This window comes from Luteolibacter sp. AS25, assembly GCF_046736275.1.
Lineage (GTDB): Bacteria > Verrucomicrobiota > Verrucomicrobiia > Verrucomicrobiales > Akkermansiaceae > Luteolibacter.
This window is the reverse complement of record NZ_CP151837.1, coordinates 2,547,127-2,563,531: the sequence shown is the minus strand read 5'-3', so window position 1 is coordinate 2,563,531 and position 16,405 is coordinate 2,547,127. Positions and strand designations below refer to the sequence as shown.

The window sequence follows — 16,405 nt, the reverse complement described above, 5'->3', positions numbered from 1 at the left end:
GATTTCAGAAATGCTCAGACATAGTTCCACCATCCTGATTATCGCTGTGGCTCTCCTGTGTGGACTGGGTCTTGTGATGCTGGCGAGTACCGGCGCCTGGGTGAGGGGAATCGAAAACCCATACCACTTTGTGGGCAGGCAAGCGGGTATGACTCTCGCCGGATTGGTTGCGGCATACGCGTTTGCAAAGACTCCCGTGGGGCTACTCCGAAAAGGGGTTCCCTACGGTTATGTAGCTATTTTAATTTTACTGGTGCTCTGTTTTGTCCCTGGGATAAACGAGGAGATCTACGGCTCCAAACGCTGGATCAAACTGCCGGTCATCGGGCAGTTCCAGCCATCCGAAGCTGCGAAGATTGTCGTGGTAATCGCATTGGCGTTGTATTTTACCCGCTGGCAGACGGAGGTGCATACCTTCTGGAGAGGGTTTGTCCTACCCGGACTGATTATTGCCGCACCTATTGGCCTTATAGCCGCGGAAACGGATGTGGGCAGTGCTCTTTCCCTGAGCGTGACAGCTGCGGCCATGATGTTTTGTGTGGGCACGCGCCTGCGCTACATGGTTCCCAGCGCGATCGCCGCGATGTCCGGAGCTGCCTGGTATATTTACAATAACCCGAACCGTTGGGGCCGCATCGAGGCATGGCTGGATTTGGAAAACCCAATTCACCAGCTTGACCGCGGAATGCAGCAGTGGCGTGCTCTACTTGCCCTTGGCAATGGTGGTCCGTGGGGCGTGGGACTAGGGAACGGAGTGGAGAAATTCGGGACACTGACCTTCGCCCACATTGACTTTATCTTCCCGGTAATCGGCGAAGAGCTAGGACTTCCGGCGACCTTGGGTGTCATCTGCTGCTACGTGTTGATCGCTCTTGGAGGGATCGGTATTGCCCTTCAGGCAAAGAATGTCTTCGAGCGTTGTATAGCGCTTGGCCTGACCTGCGTGATCGTTGTGCCGGCAATGGTAAATATCGGCGTGACCACAGCAGTTCTTCCAAACGACGGTCTCCCGCTGCCATTCGTAAGCTACGGCGGAACCAGCCTTGTGTTCAGCCTCGCAGCCGTTGGCCTCCTTGTGGGAATTCATCGCCGTTCCCAGACAGAAGTTACCCAAGCATTCCCACTAGGGAAAGAAGTCCGCCTAGCGGTGAGACTGTAAGAAGACATTCTCCCTCCATGTTTCATGGAGGGCAGAGGAAAGCGTTTTCCTTAGCTACACAGCACCTTGTCCTGCAACTCTTTCATTTCCTTTTCGGAAATCGGAGTAGGATTCGGATAGTCGAAGATATTTCCCTCGTAGTTGCGGAGTGTGACCTTGTTCGGATCCGAATCGACGACGTAGTTCGGATTAACCGGGATTTTTCCACCACCACCCGGTCCATCGATCACGAATTGCGGGATGGCGTAGCCGGTAGTGTGACCACGGAGATTCTCGATGATATTCACTCCTTCCGAAACGGATGTCCGGAGATGGGATGAGCCTGTGATGAGATCGCACTGGTAGAGGTAATAAGGGCGCACACGGCACATCAGAAGTTTGTGCACGAGGGCCTTCTGGACCTCGGGGGAATCATTCACCCCACGGAGTAGAACGGATTGGTTGCCCAGCGGGATACCTGCTTCTGCCAGGCGCACCAGACCATTGCGGACTTCGGTTGTGAGTTCCTTCGGGTGATTCGTATGAATCGAGATGAAGAGCGGATGGTGTTTTTTCAACATCGCGCATAGCTCAGGAGTGATGCGCTGCGGGAGGAAAATCGGAATGCGTGAGCCGATGCGGACGAACTCGATGTGCTTGATGGAGCGCAGACGGGTCAGGATTTTATCAAGCTTGGCATCGGAGAATAGCAACGGATCTCCGCCGGAGAGAAGAACATCGCGGACTTCCGTGTGTTCTTCCAGATACTTGAAAGCCTGTTCCCACTGGGTTTCAAGTTGTTGCTCGCCTACGCCGGATACGACGCGGGAACGGGTGCAGTAGCGGCAGTAGGAAGCACATCGGTCCGTTACAAGAAACAGCACGCGATCCGGGTAGCGGTGAACAAGGCCGGGGACCGGCATGTGTGAGTCTTCCCCACACGGATCGGAAAGCTCTTCGGGGGCCGTCCAGCCCTCCTCGATGCGAGGGATCACCTGGCGGCGGATCGGGCAATTTGGATCATCCTTGTCGATGAGGTTGAAGAAATGGGGAGTGATTGCCATCGCCAGCTTGCTACCTGCCAGAAGGACCCCGGCGCGCTCTTCATCAGACAAAGTGATGCGTTCTTCGAGCGCTGAGAGGGAGTCCACGCGGTTGCGGAGCTGCCATTTATGATCTGCCCATTTTTCCATTGTGGATTCCGGCCAATAACCGGGGGCGTGAGAGGTGAAAGTTGTGTCGAGTTCGCTGGAGGTCATTCGCGTATTTATTGAAGAAAGCGGTCGTGCAGGATAGGCCGCTGGTCAAGTTGTGATTTTTCGGAAGAGGATTTCTCCCGAATCGAAGGGAGAAATAGTTAGTTTGAGATACGTTTCACCAGCTCTACGAGACGGCCCGTAGAGGCCGCCAGTGTTGGAGCGAAAGGGATTTTCTCATCCTCCTCGTCGGGTAGTAGAGTCGGGCGGGTGGCTATACGGATCGCCGGAAGACCCATCTCAAAAAGTGTGGAGGCCAGATCGAAATCCTCTCCCAGGCACATGACTTCGGCGCCGAGTATTTTGCCCAGGCCTTCGAATTCATCCGTAGGGATTGCTTCGGTATCGCGTGAGGTAAGGATGAGCGATTCGGAATCACCCATGGTCTCGACGCAGAAGATAGACTTCGCCGTCGGTGCGTTTTTGATAAAATTGCGTGCGATGGTAGCAGTTTCCAATACCGGAGACTCAAGATCGTTGACGTGCGGGAGGAACATGAAGTGCACGGACGATTCCGGGTTCGAATCCGCGAATGCCTGGGCGGTGGCGAGTGTTGCGGAGAGGCCGGTGGCATTTTTCTCCGCACCGCTGGAGCCGCGTGGTGAATCATAGGACGTGAGTATCCACACGGGGGCGTTTTTTTCGTCTTTCCCCAGGACGGTTACGTGGAGGATGGGGAAGTCTCCCGGGCCATCGATTTTCTTAACGGTGAATCCTGTGTTGGAGGGGCCGAGTAGGCCTTCGACCATCGCTGCGGTGGAGGCTAATTGTGCAGGTTTCCCGGTGTTCCGTTCGCCTACGATTGTGATGAGTTTCCGGAGGTCATCCTTGATCGCTTCCGGTGAAACGGATTGGGAGAATCGCTTCTCTTCCTCCACAAGTGTGGCTTTTTCGTTTTTGAAATACTGGACGAGCGCGATGGCACCGGAGCCGATTAGCCAAGCAGGCAGGATGACGAGCAGCCAGGGAAGTAGGCGTTTTTTCTTTTTGAACGACATTCGGAAATTAGGATTCTTCGGGGATTTCTGCGTCCGTATCCTCCAGATCCGGGTTCACTTCAATTTCCTTCCGGAGTTTCTGTGAAATCCAGGGTCTCACGAATCCATAAACGAGGTATGTGCTGAAAAGAACGACCGGCATGAAGTGGCGGAAGCGAATGGTGACAAAAATGAGAACAACGGCGATGACGATCGCGCCGAGGCTGCCGCGAGTTTTCCAATCGACCTTCTTGAAGCTCGGGTAGGGGATGTTGCTCATCATCAGCAGGGAAAGGCCGAGCATGGCGGCGGCGAGGATGTATTTCCAGTATCCGAGTTCGTGGTCGTTTTCGTAGAGATTTACCAGAAGGAAGGTCAGGGAGGCAATGAAGCCGGCAGCCATCGGGATCGGCAGCCCGCGGAAGGCATTGTTGTCGTCTTTCTTTTTCGGTAGCAGCGCCAGGCAGTTGAACTTGGCAAGGCGCATGGCTCCACAGACGAGATACACAAGAGCGATTGCCCAACCGACGTTTCCTAGCGGAAAGAGAACCGCGCGTGAAAGGAGCATGGCAGGAGCCATACCGAATGAGATGATATCAGCAAGTGAATCGAATTCCTGGCCGAATGGTGAGTCCTGGCCACCCAGCCGGGCGAGACGGCCATCCAGCAGATCAAACAAACAGGAGCCGAAGATCAGGAGAATAGCGTATTCGTAGTATTGGCGGGAAATTTCATAATACTGCTTTGCTGCCAAAGGGGCCTCTCCGGCAATTCTTTGAACTTCTACCTGACCCTTGAAGATCATGAGCACCGCGAAGAATCCGCACGCGAGATTGCAGGCGGTCATGAGGTTCGGAAGGAAGAAGATCTTCACTTCATCCGGATCACGTGGAGTGGACATGGCGGGAACATGCAATGGTTTCTTCGGTTTTGCCAGTAATTGTACATGCGGAGTTCCGAAGTGGTGATTCCACCGGAAAAAGGAATTTCCTCAGGAATTACTGATGTTTTAGGTTAGTAAAACAATCTTGCCCTTCGAGGGCTGGCAGGGGATGCTGTGCTAGACGAAAAAGATGGCAAACCGAGTGAACAAGAAGCGTGGACAGGTGGAAGAACCGAGCAAGTGGTCGAATGAGATCACTGCGATCTGTTGGTTGGCCGGTGGATTGATACTTTTGTTATCCCAGCTCTCCTATAGTCCTGCCGATCTTCCCGAGTGGGGTATGTTTGATGTGTTTTCCGATAAGGAAGGTGGCCAGGGTGCAAACTGGCTGGGACCGATCGGTGGCATTCTGGCGTTTGTGCAGATTCTTTTGTTCGGAGCGGCAGGCTGGATGCTTGCGCTTGGGTTCATTTGGTTCGGGATTCTGAAGATTGCGTTTCGCGAAGGTATCTGGCCGCGCGTTGCGGTGGGCCTGATGGTGGTAGTGGTTTCCGGCTCCGTTTGGTTGCACGCCACTGGTATTTTCTTCGATGAGTGGGCGCAGCGTTGCCAGCTACCCAGCCCGGGAGGGGTCATTGGAAATGGCCTGGGTGGTTTTGTCCTCATGAAAATCGTGGGCAAGGTCGGCGCAATCATTCTAGCCAGTGCCGCGTATCTCATCGGACTGATCTGGATGACGGGGCAAACACCGGTTCTTTTTGCCAAAGGCTGCTATGCGCTGGTTCTCGGGGAAATCGAATCCTACAAAAGAAATCGCTCGGAGATTGGCAGGGCGGAGGCGCGTGAGCGTGAGTTGCTTTCCGAACGGGAAAGACAGCGTGAGCAGCGCAGGGTGGAACGTGAAATCACCAAGCTGAAAGAGGAGGAAGCAAATGTCCCTGCCCAGAAGGAACTGGCCATCCGGGAAACTCCCCCGCCACAAATTATCGATTCCTCCCAACGCCGCAGTGCCGGTGCGATGGAAGCCGGAGCAAAACCTTTCGAGCGGAAAAAGCCTACCCATCAATCGCTCTCCACCACTGATTTCGAAAACTACGAGCTTCCCGGGTTCGATCTTCTCGACGCAATCGAGGAAGAGACGGAAACCGCTAATCACGAGGAGCTGATCGAGATCCAGACCACGATCGTGGAAACCCTCCGTGCGTTCGGGATCGACGTGACAGCTGGCGATATCACCCGCGGGCCGACGATTACCCGTTACGAAATCTATCCATCCCAAGGTCTCCGCGTTTCCCGTATCTCCCAGTTGGAGGCGGACCTTGCGCGTGCCACGCGTGCCGAACGTATTAACATTCTCGCTCCGATCCCGGGTAAAGACACCGTGGGTATTGAGATCGCGAATTCCACCAAGGTGGCCGTCCCGCTGCACGAGCTCCTGCACGATCCGGAATTCCGCTCTGCCAAGAAGAAGATCCCGCTGGCGCTTGGAAAAGACGTCTACGGAAAAACGGTCATCGGAGACCTTGCCGCCATGCCGCATTTGCTGGTGGCGGGTGCCACAGGTTCCGGTAAATCGGTTTGTATCAACTCGATCATCGCTTCGATTCTTTTCAAATTCGGGCCGGATGAACTGAGGTTCATCATGGTGGACCCGAAGGTGGTGGAGATGCAGATGTATAACAAACTGCCACACATGGTGGTGCCGGTGGTGACTGATCCTAAGAAAACCGTGGCCGCGCTCAAGTGGGTGGTGAACGAGATGGAGAAGCGCTACAAAATTTTCGCCAAAATGGGCGTTAGGAACTTCGATGGCTTTAACAACAGGCCTCGTGAGGAGAAAGAGGAAGAAGTGGTCCCCGAGAAGGAGGAGCCGGAGGTAAATCTGGACGATATCGAGGAGATCGCAACAGCGCTTGAAGACGGTGACCTCGGTCCGGAAGCGGATTTCGAGGAACTGGAGATCGAGGATGATGAAATTCCGGATCGTTTCCCATACATCGTCGTTCTGATTGATGAGCTTGCGGATCTGATGCAGACAGCCCCGGCTGATGTGGAGATGTGTATTGCGCGGATCGCACAGAAGGCACGTGCGGCGGGTATCCACCTGATCATCGCCACCCAGACACCGCGTGCGGATGTAGTGACAGGTATTATCAAGGCGAACATCCCCAGCCGGATCGCATTCCAGGTTTCCTCAGCACTCGATTCACGGGTTATTCTCGATACCAAGGGCGCGGACAAATTGGTTGGCAAGGGAGACATGCTCTACCTGCCACCTGGTTCAGCGAAGCTCGAGCGGGCGCAGGGTGCTTTCGTAGATGATGCGGAAGTTGAGCGGATCGTGGAGCACTGTGCGAAGCAAGCGAAGCCGCGTTATGAAAAGGACATCCGCGAGACAATCGAGAACGCGGGAATGGACGATGAGGATGAGGTTTCCGATGCGGATGAGGAAATGATCATCCGCTGTATCGAAGTGGTCCGCCAGGAGCAGAAAGCCAGCACCTCGCTACTGCAGAGGAGACTGCGCCTGGGCTACACCCGTGCGGCGCGGATGGTGGATATTTTGGAACAACGCGGGATCGTGGGTCCCGGAGATGGAGCGAAGGCCCGCGAGGTATTTCTCAAATAGTGTGTAAGGATTGATGAACGAAGATGTAACTCATTTCCTGGAATTTCAGCTGACGGAGAAAAATGCTTCGCCGCTGACCGTGCGGAACTACGAGGCCGCTCTGAGAGAGTATGAGAAATGGCGTGGTCCGGAGTTCGGTTGTTGGCGGGATCAGACGATTGATCACTTCCGGGATTACCTCTATTCGTTGATGAAACGGGACATGAAGCGTTCCACGATCCGCCTGCGGTTTGCAGCGCTTAGATCATTTTACAAATACATGGTGCTGCGCAGAGGTTTGAAAAAGAGCCCGGTGGCCGGTGTGCAGATGCCGAAGCTGGAGAAGACGCTGCCCGTGGTGCTGAGCCTGAAGCAGATGGAAGAGCTGCTCGATATGCCGCTGAAAGCGGATGCTCCTGTGAGAGGTCCCGCGTGGCTGCGGCACCGTGATGCGGCAATCCTGGAGCTGTTCTATTCCTCCGGGTTACGGATTTCCGAGCTACTGGGGCTGGATGTTAGGGATGTTGATTTCAGCAGCGAAATCGTAAACGTGCTGGGAAAAGGTAGAAAGGAGCGGCGGGTGCCTGTCGGAGGCGCCGCCATCCGTGCAATCCAGAAATACCGTCAGGAAGCTGTGGTGACGAACGGGCCACTGTTCCGGAGTATCCGCGGCACGCGTATCACCCAGCAGGCAGTGGATCTGATGCTGAAAAAGTATTTGAAAATGAGCGGAATTCCCTTCGGAGTGAGCCCGCACAAGTTGAGGCACAGCTTTGCGACACACATGCTGGATGCGGGAGCGGACCTGCGGAGCGTGCAGGAACTGCTGGGGCACGCCTCGCTTTCCACCACACAGATTTACACACACGTGACCACAGAACGATTGAAGAAGGTCTATGACGAAGCGCACCCGAGGGCATGAATCCATTTTCCGGAAACTGATGATACTTTCCCGCATTCTTTGTTTTTTAGGCCTCTCCAGCTGTGTTCAATACAATAGCGGGGCCGAGAAGCTTGCGGCGGTGAGGGGCGGGGAGAAGCGCACGAGGCTGAATGTGCTTTTCATCGGGAACAGCTACAGCTTCGGCGTGCCGGAGGAATTCAGAAGACTGGCCACGAAAAATGACAAGTGGGTGAAGGTCAGCAGCGCGGCCATCGGCGGGTGGACGCTGGAGAAGCACATGCAGACGGAGTCCACGCTCAATAAGCTTCATAGCAGGAAATGGGATGTGGTGGTGATACAGGATCACAGTCTCCACCCGGGATGTCCCGAGCCGGAACGTTGCCAGATCATGGATCCCGGTGTGAAATATTTTGCCGGTGAGGCGCGGGCGATGGGCGCAGTGCCCTTGCTTTACCAAACCTGGGGCCGCAGGGACGGGAATGAGAAGATCCCGGGAGACGATTTCTACCAGATGAATGATCGGGTGCGCACCGGATATCGGGCGGCTTCGCGTAACAATGGCGGGATTGAGATCGTGCCGGCTGGCGATGCCTGGGAAGAGGTCTACCGCAGCGGACTGGGGCGTGAGCTATTCCATGAGGATGGCAGTCATCCAAGCGATTTCGGCAACCGTATCTCGGCACGTCGGTTCTATGAGGTGATCTTTGATGAGAAGCTCTCCATCATTGGTGAGTAATCAGCGTTGGGATCTTGCAGGGTGCATCATGGCGGTTGTTTTCTGCACTGAATCTGGTGCCGTTTTTGTTAGATGAGGAGGCTTTGGTGGCCGGTAAACCGTTTACCATTAAGGGATTGAGGTGTTCCTGTTAGGCTTGGAATGATGCGTGCAATGTGTTCCGGCAGTATGAAACATAAGAATATCACCAAACTGATCGTCGCTGCATCACTCTCCGGCTTCACGCCGATCCTCGCCATGGAAGAGGAGATGCAACCAGAGACAAAGATGGAAATGGAGATCGAAGCTCCGAAGATCAATGAGGGATCTTTGACAGCCGTAATTTCAGACAGCGCTACCTTCGCTACTCTCACAGCAGCACTCAAGGCAGCCGGGCTCGATACAGTTCTCGGAGGCAATGACAATTACACCATCTTTGCACCAACGGATGAGGCATTCGGAAAGCTCCCTGCGGGCACTCTGGATAAGCTTCTCATGCCAGCCAACAAAGAGAAGCTCCGTTCGCTACTCCTTTACCACGTGATCCCAGGCAAGGTTTTCTCCACCGATCTTAAAGACGACATGGAGGTGACCACCGCCAACGGCGAACTTCTCGAAATCGATATCGATGGCGACGAAGTGAAAGCAGAAGACGCAATGGTATATAGCACCGACACCATGGCCACCAACGGCGTAATGCACTCAGTGGGTGAGGTGATCGTTCCCGAGTCGCTCGACGGATTCGCCGGCTTGGACGACTAATTTTCCATCGTATTGTCGTCATGTATCCGCCTGCCCTTCGGGGTAGGCGGTTTTTTTTATGTTAGTATTGCTAAATAATAAGTGTCGTGAGGTGCTTCGTTCAGGCGCCTTTAGAAACGCAACGAAATGTTCCGGGCTTTGCAGAATAAAGGTAAATAGGGGTATAAGGCGGTTGGTGTAGATACATTTTGCGATGATCGGGATCCCCGTGATGTTACTCTCATAACCCGCCGGACATGTAGCGGGACTAACTTAATAAATTATGAAAAACATACTTACCACACTGACAGTTGCCACATTTTCCATCGCCGGAGTCACAGGACTCCATGCACAACGCGATAACATGGAAGGCGGCAATAAAATGGGCGCAGAGGATAAAATGGAAGCCGCGGACAGCTCCAAGGAAAACATCGTGGAAATTGCCTCCGGGATGAACAACTTCACCACACTTGTAGCTGCAGTCAAAGCCGCTGACCTTGCCGAAACACTTTCAGGTGATGGCCCGTTCACAGTTTTCGCTCCAACAAACGATGCCTTTGACGAACTTCCGGAAGGAACTGTGGAAGAACTCCTGAAGCCGGAGAACAAGGAAAAGCTTCAGAAGATCCTTAAATTCCACGTGGTCCCTGGCAAAGTAATGGCCGCTGATGTGAAAACAATGTCCGCAGGCACGGCCGCAGGAGAAGATGCAGCCGTAGTTGTAGAGGATGGCGTGGTGACCTATGCGGGTCAGAAGGTAATCAAAACAGACATCGTGGCATCGAATGGAGTGATCCACTGGATCGATGGCGTTGCGATGCCGGAAATGTAATCCGTATATAAACTATACGTTTGAACTCATTCATAACGACCACTCTCCGGAGTGGTCGTTTTTTGCGTTCACGGGAGTTTCATCGCGTGATCGAGAATGCAGCACTGCAGTGCGGAGTAGAAATGGTTCCTTAGCAGGGCCTCGTGGCGCAGCGGTGTGAGATTGGCTGGGTCGGATTCAGGATCCGGGCCGAACTTGTATTTTTCCTCCAGGGAAAGCCGTGCCTGGTTCAGCGCGCTATACCACTTCGGCGCATCCTCCTGGGTGATCCAGATGGGTGTTTCGCCATTGTCCTCAAAGGCAGCTGCCGCCTCGATGGAGGCGTAGATGTAGTGAAGATCATCGCTGAAGGATTCACGTAAATCCGGCACGATGATGTCCTGCCAGTCTTCCGCCACCTTCTCATCCGTCACCAGATCTCCCATCCGGCTGGCGAGGTCATATTCCGGAGAGTTCGCATCGAGGATGATTGCACGGAGTATGTGCCAGTCTTCCTTGTTTTCCGGATCCATACGGAGGCCTCCTTCGATGGTGGGTGCGATCTTCATGGTGCTTTCTCAAGACTGGTTTTCAATTGGTGAAACTGGAGCTGCTGCGTGTAGAACTCAGCTTTCTCCAGTTCTCCGGTCCAGACTACGGAAGATCCGCTTTCGTGGACTTCCATCATCATTTTTCCGGCCACGGCTTCGCTGTAGCCAAATATTTTCATCAGGACGTAGGTGACGTAACCCATCAGGTTCACGGGATCATCATGGACGATGACGTTCCAGGGTGTCTGCGGGGCTACGGTGGTCTCCGTTTTGGTAATGGTGGTCGTTTCAGCCATGGTTCAGGCGAGGGAGGGGGAAGATGAGGGTGCATCTATCCATTTGTCATGTTCTTTTATCAGGTCGATGAGACGCTCCACGGCTTCGCTTTCCGGAATATTGAATTTCACCGCTTTTTTGCCCACGTAGAGATTAATCTTCGCAGGTGCGCCTCCCACATAGCCGAAGTCCGCATCGGCCATTTCACCCGGGCCGTTGACGATACAGCCCATCACGGCGATCCGCACTCCCTTGAGGTGACCGGTGGCGGCGCGGATTTTTTGGGTGGTGGCCTGGAGATTGAAGAGCGTGCGCCCGCAGGATGGGCAGGCGACGTAGTCCGTTTTGAAAATGCGGGTGCCGGCGGCCTGGAGAATATTATAGGCCAGACGGAGGGATTGGCCGGGCGCGGTCTCGCCACGGACGAGGATCGCATCGCCAATGCCATCGCAGAGAAGGGAACCGATGTTCTGGGCAGCGGGAAGCAGTGCCTGGAGGAAATCCGTTTCACCGGAAGGTGGATCGAGCGTGTCCTTGAGCAGGATGGGGTGCCGTGGATCCGCCACGAATGCAAGCATGCGGAAGGCATGGATCGGTGTGAGGCCCATTTTATCCGGAACGGTGATGAGGCGGGGCTCCGTTTCCGAATTGAGTGAGGAAATGGCTTCTTTATCGCGTGGATCGATCTCAAGGACTCCTGATTTCTCTGCGATGATCTCGGGTTTGAAATCGCCCATGTTGGCGATTTTGTGGGCGAGCGCGTTCCAGCGTTCCTGAGTGGTGAAGACGCGCACGGGTTTGTCCGCGCCGAGCTCATGGCTTTGGATGGTGAGTGGTGAACTCTTGCGGCGCTCGTAGGAAAATGGATCGTAGGAGGGGGTGAAGGTAGGGAGGTGGGACGCCTCACCGATGGCCTGCTGCGGGACGCAGCAGCTACGGACCAATTCCTGTGCTACTGGGATTTCGTGAATGGCGTCTTCGGTGAGGGATACGCGGATGGTATCGCCGATCCCGTCTGCCAGCAGGGAGCCGATTCCGATGGCGGATTTAATGCGGCCGTCTTCTCCATCCCCGGCTTCGGTGACACCGAGGTGGATGGGGTAGTTCCAGTCCGGTCCTTCCTGCTCCAGGCGGGCGACGAGGAGACGGTAGGCCTCTATCATTACCTTCGGGTTGGAGGCTTTCATGGAGAAAACGAAGTTATGGTAATTGTTTTCCCGTGCGATTCTGGCGAATTCGAGAGCGCTCTCGCACATGCCCAGCGGGGTATCGCCGTAGCGGTTCATGATCCTATCGGAAAGGGAACCGTGATTGGTACCGATGCGCATGGCGCGGTTCAGTTCCTTGCAGAGGTGGACCAGCGGGGTGAATTGCTCGCGGATGCGCTCCAGCTCCGTCTCGTATTGATCGTCCGAGTATTCGCGGATCTCGAATTTCTTTTTGTCCGCGTAATTGCCGGGGTTCACGCGGATTTTCTCCACCCATTTTGCGGCTTCCATGGCGGCGTCCGGCTTGAAATGGATATCTGCCACCAGTGGGACGGTGCAGCCTGCGGCGCGGACTTCACGGGAGATGTTCTCGAGGTTTGCCGCGTAAACTTTTGTCTGTGCGGTGACCCGCACGATTTCACAACCGGCCTCCGCCAGGGCGAGGATTTCCGCAACGCAGGCGGGGGTATCGCGGGTGTCCGAGGTGATCATGGACTGCACGCGGATCGGGTTCTCTCCGCCGATGGCTACATCGCCGACCATGACTTCACGCGTTTTTCTACGGGAGTAGCTGAGGAGATCCGGGCAGTATGTGAGGGTGGGCGAGTGGCTCATTCTGGGGCGAGAGTAGACGAGAAATTTTCCGTGGGCAATGGCGGGATGCGGTGCGAGGATCAAGCCATGAAGATCAAGATGTCATGGGCGCGTAGGGCGGCACTGATCGCCGGGATGATTCTTGCGACGGGTGAGGAGAGCTGGGGCGGTGATTTTATACGGGTGAAGGAGACGGAGGAATTCGCCAAGCTACAGACTGCGGTGTTCGGGTATGAGAGGGACGGTGTGGAGGTGGATTTGGTCGGGGCGATACACATCGCGGACAAGGCGTATTACGAATTTCTGAACGGATATTTCGAAAACTACGAGGTGCTGCTCTTCGAGATGGTGGGTGGCGAGGCTCTTGGTGGTGGCAAGCGCCCGGCTGCGATCGGCGGAAAACAGGAAGGGGATGCGGGGAAAATGGATGGATTGAAGACGATTTACGAATCACTAGAAAAAGCACTGGGGCTTACCGGGCAGGCGGGGCTGATTGATTACTTCGCGGATAACTTCGTGCATGCTGACCTGACGATGGAGGAGTTCGATGCCATGCAGGAGGAAAACGGGGAATCAATGATCGGTTTCATGATCCAGGCGGGCATGGCTGCGGAAAAGCCAAAGCGTGACCCCGACACTTTGCGATTGATGAGGGGGATACTCACCGGTCGCTCGGATCTCGTAAAGCTGGAGATGATGAAGACCATGGAGGATGGCGATAGCCAGGTCGATTCGCTATCCGGGGAAAATGTGATCATTAAAGGGCGCAATGAGAAATGTCTGGAGGTGATGGACCAGCAGATTCAGGCAGGAAAAAAGAAAATCGGCATCTTTTATGGCGCAGCGCATTTCCCCGATATGGAACGCCGCATGGAAGAGAGGGGCTTTGCGAAAACTTCCTCAAAATGGGCCACCGCCTGGCGCGTCCCGAAATCCTGATATAGCCGTCAAGGGCTGAACATCAGGCAACTGGGTGCATCTGCTGATCCTGACGTAACATCGGCAAACGGCGGGAAAACGGAGGGAAACTGAACACCCTTGCTTGGATTCAGCTAGGCGTTGCTTGGATTCAGCTAGGCGTTGCTTACCTTCAACGTGGTGTTGCTAATATACAAAGGAGCGTTGCTTACCTACAAGGAGGGCTTGCTTGGACACAACGGAGCGTTGCTTACCTACAAGGAGGGCTTGCTTGGATACAACGAGGCGTTGCTTACCTGCAAAGGGGGCTTGCTTGGATACAACGGGGCTTTGCTTACATACACGGAGAGCTTGCTTGGATACATCGAGACGTTGCTTAGATACGCAAAGGGATTGCTTACCGAAGGGCGCTCAATTTTTCTATATCCTAGTCTCCTTTTGGGTCTTTGGAGGTAATATGGAACTAATAGTAATTGGTTGATCCGCAGGTTGCCGGTGACTCTTTCTGCCGGAGATTGTTATCGAGTTGTGGCTGTTATCGGCTAAGGATGAGTCTCTTATGGCTTTGCTCTTTGTTTCCCCTGCTGTTTTTTCGGTCTTTTTACGGAGTTGCCGTATCCTGATCTGCTGGATCTCCGTCTTCTTTTTCATAGCACCGGACTGCCTCCGCGCATCTCCTGAAATTATCGGCTCATTGATTGATCCGGTGAAGCTGGACTCTCTGCGGGGGGACAGGGCTGCAAACGGCCGTATGAGGAAAATTGCCTACTGGTTGGAAACCGACCGGCGGGAAGGGCTGGATCCGGCGGAGGTGATCGCCACTGCCCAAAAGAGTCTCGCTTATAAGAACCCTGAACGAGCTGCGGTGGTAAAGGCCTCGCTCTTGCGGAATCTAACCATCCTCCAGCGTCTGGGCTGCCTGGAGGAAGATGGAATGGAAAAACTGCGGCGGGGGAGGGCACCGGAAATTACGAAAGGGCCGTATGCCGGAGATATCGTGCACGTGGATCATATTATTCCCCGGGCCATTGCCCCCGGACTGGACGAAAAACTCTACAACCTCGAGTTCATGCCTGGCTCCATGAATTCCAGCAAAGGCGCAAAGATCGGCCAAAGGCAGATAGCCCTGGCAAAGGAATGGAGGGCACTGAATTTAATTTCCCCGGAGGAATACCAGAAAGTGGTATCCGCGAAAGGGGCTTGAAGAAAAAAAGATCTCTTTTTCTGGGTTTCGATTGAATGACCGATTCCTTGCTCTACCACACATCTACACCTGATAATAAATTCAAGTAGCACAAAGCTATTTTTTCGTTAGTTGATTTCTGGTGATCCAGGAAAGCGACGGTAATCCGCAACGAATGATGGAGTTGAATTTCTTTGGGGTAGAGTCATATCGCTTTCTACACACAGGAGGCACTATCATTACCAATATATTGGAAATGCTTTTTATTGAAGTGATCTGATTGAATTCAAGCTTTTCGCCGGCGCTGTCATTCCTCTAATGTTCGACTAAAAGGTAACACACCGAATGATGAAAAAAATTAATAGCGTTTACTGGATTGAAATGGTTACACCCAACACTAAAGAAGTAGCTGACTTTTACTCTAAAGTGGTCGGCCTTCATCTAGACGAGGTCGTAGATGACGACGATAATGTTTCGTATGAAGTTCGTGACGATAACGGTGAAGATGTGATGGGAGTCTGTTCACAGGATACTTTTCCTGATGTCCCATCTGGTTGGCTGCCACATATAGAAGTCGTGGATTTAGATGATTCAGCTTCTAAGATCGAATTGAACGGTGGGAAGTTGATAAGCAAGAGCGATCAATACTGTTTACTGGAGGATCCTTCTGGCAACCGAATGATGCTTAGCCAAACCAACAAATAAAATACCGGACAGGATGCAGAAGCTGACGCCGAGAAATCCGTCCGATTGAGTTGGAGCTGTTCACCGCCGCGCCACTCCTCAAATGTTCGTCAAAAAAAGAAGACGTCAGTTCCATATCAACAGGTGTTTTCGAGCAGGGCCAGCCCCTATGTGCGCTGGGTTTTATCTCCATTTCTGTTATTATTCGCTGCTGTTTTCTCGATTCCGCTACGTGAATCAATAGCCGTGGGCGATCCGGTGCCTGTAATTGTAAGCTTGCTGCTAATTACACTTTGTTTAGCAGGTTTCCTCGCGCTGTGGGGTGTTCCGTTTGTTGGAAGAATTGCAGCCGGAATCATCGCCCTAGCATTCGGTTGGTATCTGGTGGATCAGTGCGTCATCAACTTCAAAGGAGATTGGGGTATTGAAAAAAAGCGATCTTAGCCTGCGCCAATTAATTCAATACTTGGATTCATTGTATTTGGGCTTCCTTGCTTGATTTATGCGATTTTCGGACGGTTTACAGTTCGAAGAGAGCTGGAAAACCATGGTGAACCCGATGATTTTAAATTTGAAGATCTTGTTGAGGATGAGCCGCAACAAAACGACAAGGCGAAGATGGCCACGCCGAGGAAGCCGTCTAATTAATTTTTGGTGTGCTAGGCACCTCGTATACTGCTTTGATTTTCGGCGAGAAAAGCATTCCGGCCCAACTGCGGAAAGTTCAGAAACAAGTCTATGTATCGGAAAGCACTATTCTGTCCCGCTCTCATCTTGGGGATGCTGATCGGACTCTTTACATGCGAGTTTTTGCTTCATCCTGAGACAAGCGCACTGCGTTCAGTTCGTGAAGTTGCTCAGTTTCTCGGTATCATACTGGCAATATTCAGCGTTCTCACGTGGCTCCTATTCAGGGTAAACAGAGCGACATTTGGCATGAGTTCCTCGCAATTACGTT

Annotated in this window: 17 protein-coding genes; 11 read left to right on the top strand and 6 right to left on the bottom strand. The window is 53.5% G+C overall.

The window, feature by feature from the left end:
* The first annotated feature begins 10 nt into the window (after window positions 1-10).
* Window positions 11-1,159 carry an FtsW/RodA/SpoVE family cell cycle protein gene (locus AAGA79_RS11875; RefSeq protein ID WP_411826024.1) on the top strand — a complete coding sequence of 383 codons (1,149 nt, stop codon included), beginning with the start codon at window positions 11-13 and terminating at the stop codon, window positions 1,157-1,159.
* A 50-nt stretch (window positions 1,160-1,209) separates the two neighbouring features.
* Here the strand turns inward: AAGA79_RS11875 and AAGA79_RS11870 are convergent, their stop codons facing one another.
* From AAGA79_RS11870 to pssA, 3 genes are all read right to left on the bottom strand, one after another.
* Window positions 1,210-2,397: a KamA family radical SAM protein gene (locus AAGA79_RS11870; RefSeq protein WP_411826023.1), complete on the bottom strand. Its 1,188-nt coding sequence runs from the start codon at window positions 2,395-2,397 to the stop codon at window positions 1,210-1,212.
* A gap of 98 nt (window positions 2,398-2,495) precedes the next feature.
* On the bottom strand, window positions 2,496-3,392 hold the full coding sequence (locus AAGA79_RS11865; RefSeq protein ID WP_411826022.1) for a hypothetical protein: 897 nt from the start codon (window positions 3,390-3,392) through the stop codon (window positions 2,496-2,498).
* A 7-nt stretch (window positions 3,393-3,399) separates the two neighbouring features.
* The gene (gene pssA / locus AAGA79_RS11860) at window positions 3,400-4,272 is read right to left on the bottom strand and encodes a CDP-diacylglycerol--serine O-phosphatidyltransferase (protein ID WP_411826021.1); all 873 of its coding nucleotides are present in this window, start codon (window positions 4,270-4,272) and stop codon (window positions 3,400-3,402) included.
* Window positions 4,273-4,456: 184 nt separating this feature from the next.
* Here pssA and AAGA79_RS11855 point away from each other — a divergent pair, with 184 nt between their 5' ends.
* The 5 genes from AAGA79_RS11855 to AAGA79_RS11835 all read left to right on the top strand — a co-directional run bounded on the left by AAGA79_RS11855 (window position 4,457) and on the right by AAGA79_RS11835 (window position 10,054).
* The gene (locus AAGA79_RS11855; protein WP_411826020.1) at window positions 4,457-6,883 is read left to right on the top strand and encodes a DNA translocase FtsK 4TM domain-containing protein; all 2,427 of its coding nucleotides are present in this window, start codon (window positions 4,457-4,459) and stop codon (window positions 6,881-6,883) included.
* Between the two features lie 13 nt (window positions 6,884-6,896).
* On the top strand, window positions 6,897-7,784 hold the full coding sequence (xerA, locus tag AAGA79_RS11850) for a site-specific tyrosine recombinase/integron integrase (RefSeq protein ID WP_411826019.1): 888 nt from the start codon (window positions 6,897-6,899) through the stop codon (window positions 7,782-7,784).
* Window positions 7,759-8,502, top strand: a complete 744-nt coding sequence (locus AAGA79_RS11845; RefSeq protein WP_411826018.1) for an SGNH/GDSL hydrolase family protein — start codon at window positions 7,759-7,761, stop codon at window positions 8,500-8,502. The genes xerA and AAGA79_RS11845 overlap by 26 nt, the downstream gene beginning before the upstream one ends.
* Before the next feature lie 168 nt (window positions 8,503-8,670).
* Window positions 8,671-9,243, top strand: a complete 573-nt coding sequence (locus AAGA79_RS11840; RefSeq protein WP_411826017.1) for a fasciclin domain-containing protein — start codon at window positions 8,671-8,673, stop codon at window positions 9,241-9,243.
* A gap of 259 nt (window positions 9,244-9,502) precedes the next feature.
* Window positions 9,503-10,054 (top strand): fasciclin domain-containing protein, encoded by a 552-nt coding sequence (locus tag AAGA79_RS11835; protein WP_411828233.1) that lies wholly within the window; start codon window positions 9,503-9,505, stop codon window positions 10,052-10,054.
* 68 nt (window positions 10,055-10,122) lie between these two features.
* Here the strand turns inward: AAGA79_RS11835 and AAGA79_RS11830 are convergent, their stop codons facing one another.
* Genes AAGA79_RS11830 through ispG form a run of 3 tightly spaced genes read right to left on the bottom strand, consistent with a single transcriptional unit; the run spans window position 10,123 to window position 12,683 of the window.
* Window positions 10,123-10,602, bottom strand: coding sequence for a hypothetical protein (locus AAGA79_RS11830; protein WP_411826016.1), 480 nt, complete (start codon window positions 10,600-10,602; stop codon window positions 10,123-10,125).
* On the bottom strand, window positions 10,599-10,880 hold the full coding sequence (locus tag AAGA79_RS11825) for an ATP-dependent Clp protease adaptor ClpS (RefSeq protein WP_411826015.1): 282 nt from the start codon (window positions 10,878-10,880) through the stop codon (window positions 10,599-10,601). Before AAGA79_RS11825 ends, AAGA79_RS11830 begins: the two co-directional genes overlap by 4 nt.
* 3 nt (window positions 10,881-10,883) lie before the next feature.
* The gene (gene ispG, locus AAGA79_RS11820; RefSeq protein ID WP_411826014.1) at window positions 10,884-12,683 is read right to left on the bottom strand and encodes a (E)-4-hydroxy-3-methylbut-2-enyl-diphosphate synthase; all 1,800 of its coding nucleotides are present in this window, start codon (window positions 12,681-12,683) and stop codon (window positions 10,884-10,886) included.
* A gap of 66 nt (window positions 12,684-12,749) precedes the next feature.
* On the opposite strand from ispG, the gene AAGA79_RS11815 reads away from it, so the two are divergent.
* From AAGA79_RS11815 to AAGA79_RS11795, 5 genes are all read left to right on the top strand, one after another.
* A complete protein-coding gene (locus AAGA79_RS11815) occupies window positions 12,750-13,601 on the top strand; it encodes a hypothetical protein (protein WP_411826013.1) in 852 nt (283 codons plus the stop codon).
* A gap of 141 nt (window positions 13,602-13,742) precedes the next feature.
* Window positions 13,743-14,036: a hypothetical protein gene (locus tag AAGA79_RS11810; protein ID WP_411826012.1), complete on the top strand. Its 294-nt coding sequence runs from the start codon at window positions 13,743-13,745 to the stop codon at window positions 14,034-14,036.
* A gap of 103 nt (window positions 14,037-14,139) precedes the next feature.
* A complete protein-coding gene (locus AAGA79_RS11805; RefSeq protein ID WP_411826011.1) occupies window positions 14,140-14,784 on the top strand; it encodes a hypothetical protein in 645 nt (214 codons plus the stop codon).
* Between the two features lie 324 nt (window positions 14,785-15,108).
* Window positions 15,109-15,468: a VOC family protein gene (locus AAGA79_RS11800; protein ID WP_411826010.1), complete on the top strand. Its 360-nt coding sequence runs from the start codon at window positions 15,109-15,111 to the stop codon at window positions 15,466-15,468.
* Between the two features lie 45 nt (window positions 15,469-15,513).
* Window positions 15,514-15,891, top strand: coding sequence for a hypothetical protein (locus AAGA79_RS11795; protein WP_411826009.1), 378 nt, complete (start codon window positions 15,514-15,516; stop codon window positions 15,889-15,891).
* Window positions 15,892-16,405 lie beyond the last annotated feature (514 nt).